The following is a 1928-nucleotide window of genomic DNA, read 5'->3' on the forward strand; positions in this document are numbered from 1 at the left end:
CCGCCACCGGCAGCGCCCTCAAAGCCCTGGAATCGCGGCTTGCCGTCGGCGTCGATCTCGCCGCGATCGAAAGCGGCGCGATTCTTTCGTCGCCGACGATCTCGTAGGCCTGGTTGGCTGCGGCAAAACGGTCCTTCGCCTTTGGATCATTCGGATTCTGGTCCGGATGATGCTTTTTGGCGAGTTTCCGGTACGCCGACTTTATGTCTTTGGCCGATGCGTTCCTGGCAACGCCCAGCACCTCATAGGGGTCGCGCATGCTTACTGCCCTGGAGAAGAGTTGAGTCTCTGGTTGCCTCTTATATGCGCTCCCATAGGAAGAAATTCCAGTGCTGGAGCCGCATATCAGACGCGGAAAATCAGAGCGCCTTGAAGTCCTGCATGCGCCAGCCGCCGGCGCTGGCCAGGCACAGTTCGCCTTCGAACATGGCAACGCCGTCAAAGCTTTCGCGCGAGGCCTTGAAGCGGCGGCAGGTCTGGCCGTTGTCCTTCAATTCCGCCAGATCGGTGATGGAACCGCGCGAGCCGGTACCGGCATTGGCCCATGGGACGGCCTGCCCGCCGAGCTGCTCGATGTCGGCCGAGGAGACTGCATTGCCGATCGTCGTCTGGTCGGAGTCGCGATCCAGACTGGCCGGCGCGGCCGAGGCCGATGTGCTGCTGGTCAGGATCGAGCGGTCGACTTCGGCTTTTTCCAGGCTGAAGCCGCCGGCGCCACAAGCGGCAAGCGGCAAGGCGACCGCCACGATCGCGGCTTTCGCGCTGGCCGAAGCGATAACGCTCCATTGCCTGCTGTCAAAAGCTTGCGCGATAAGCGACAATCGGCAGCCTCCCCCTTGCTTCGTTAAGAATCTTGGCTTTGTAAGAATCTTCGTGACAATTTGAGAAAAACTATGAGTGACACTGAGTTAACAAGCGGTGACTTTACCGAGGCTGCCGAGCCGTTTCGCCTGTTTGCCGCATGGCTGGACGACGCCACGAAAAGCGAGCCGAACGACCCCAACGGCGTGGCTCTGGCGACCGTCGATACCGACGGCATGCCGGATGTGCGCATGGTTTTGCTCAAGGGGTTCGATGAAAGCGGGTTTGTCTTCTACACGAATTTCGAGAGCGCCAAGGGCCAGGAGATTCTTGGCAGCATGAAGGCGGCGATGTGTTTCCATTGGAAATCACTGCGCCGCCAGGTACGCATTCGCGGACCGGTGGAGATCGTCAGCGACGCCGAAGCCGACGCCTACTATGCGACACGGCCGCGCGGCAGCCGCATCGGCGCATGGGCCTCGAAACAATCGCGGCCGCTGGAAAGCCGCTTTGCGCTGGAGAAGGCAGTGGCCGAATACACGGCACGCTACCCGATCGGCGAGATCCCGCGGCCAAAGCACTGGTCCGGCTTCCGAATCGTGCCCACGACAATCGAGTTCTGGCACGACAGGCCGTTCCGCCTGCACGACCGGCTCGTCTTCAGCCGCAACGCGAAAGGCGCCTGGGACAAGACGAGGCTTTATCCCTGAAGAAGAGGCTCAGGCCTTCTTTCTCGTCATGAACGCGGTGAGCGCGGCGCGCGCCTCATCGGACTTCAGGCGCTCGCGAAAATGCTCGCTTTCCTCGCCGATGCGGGCGACGAGGTCGTCGCGCGAGCCGCGCATCAGGTCGCGCGCGATCTTCAACGCCTGCGGCGGCTTGGCCGCGATCTGGCCGGCGGCCGCCAGCACCGAGGCCTCCAGTGCTGCTTCCTCGACCACCTCGTAGATCAGGCCGGCGGCCTTCGCCCGTTCAGCCGAAAAGCCCTCGCCGAGGCCGAGCAGCGCGAAAGCGCCTTGCTGCCCGAGGATGCGCGGCGCCAGGAGGCTCGATCCCGCCTCAGGCACCAGGCCAAGGTCGACGAAAGGTGTCCTGAACACGGTGCGTGGCGTGGCGAAGGTCAGGTC

General features: G+C 63.0%; 3 protein-coding genes and 1 pseudogene. 1 reads left to right on the plus strand and 3 read right to left on the minus strand.

Features of this window, described 5'->3' with window-relative positions; genetic code table 11:
* Together EN991_RS34260 and EN991_RS34265 are read right to left on the minus strand one after the other, a co-directional pair.
* Positions 1–259: pseudogene (locus EN991_RS34260) on the minus strand (DnaJ domain-containing protein); the annotation flags it as partial.
* A gap of 100 nt (positions 260–359) precedes the next feature.
* On the minus strand, positions 360–821 hold the full coding sequence (locus EN991_RS34265; RefSeq protein WP_013532805.1) for an RT0821/Lpp0805 family surface protein: 462 nt from the start codon (positions 819–821) through the stop codon (positions 360–362).
* A gap of 72 nt (positions 822–893) precedes the next feature.
* Between EN991_RS34265 and pdxH the strand changes: the two genes are divergently transcribed.
* Positions 894–1511 carry a pyridoxamine 5'-phosphate oxidase gene (gene pdxH, locus EN991_RS34270; RefSeq protein WP_013532806.1) on the plus strand — a complete coding sequence of 206 codons (618 nt, stop codon included), beginning with the start codon at positions 894–896 and terminating at the stop codon, positions 1509–1511.
* Positions 1512–1520: 9 nt separating this feature from the next.
* Here pdxH and EN991_RS34275 read toward each other — a convergent pair.
* A partial coding sequence (locus EN991_RS34275; RefSeq protein ID WP_245461157.1) for an enoyl-CoA hydratase-related protein occupies positions 1521–1928 on the minus strand: 408 nt, incomplete at its 5' end.

It is taken from the genome of Mesorhizobium sp. M7A.F.Ca.US.005.03.2.1 (genome assembly GCF_003997795.1).
GTDB classification, from domain to species: domain Bacteria; phylum Pseudomonadota; class Alphaproteobacteria; order Rhizobiales; family Rhizobiaceae; genus Mesorhizobium; species Mesorhizobium ciceri.

Coding starts and splice junctions, on each gene's coding strand:
- pdxH (WP_013532806.1), top strand. CDS start 894: ATGAGTGACACTGAGTTAACAAGCGGTGACTTTACCGAGGCTGCCGAG.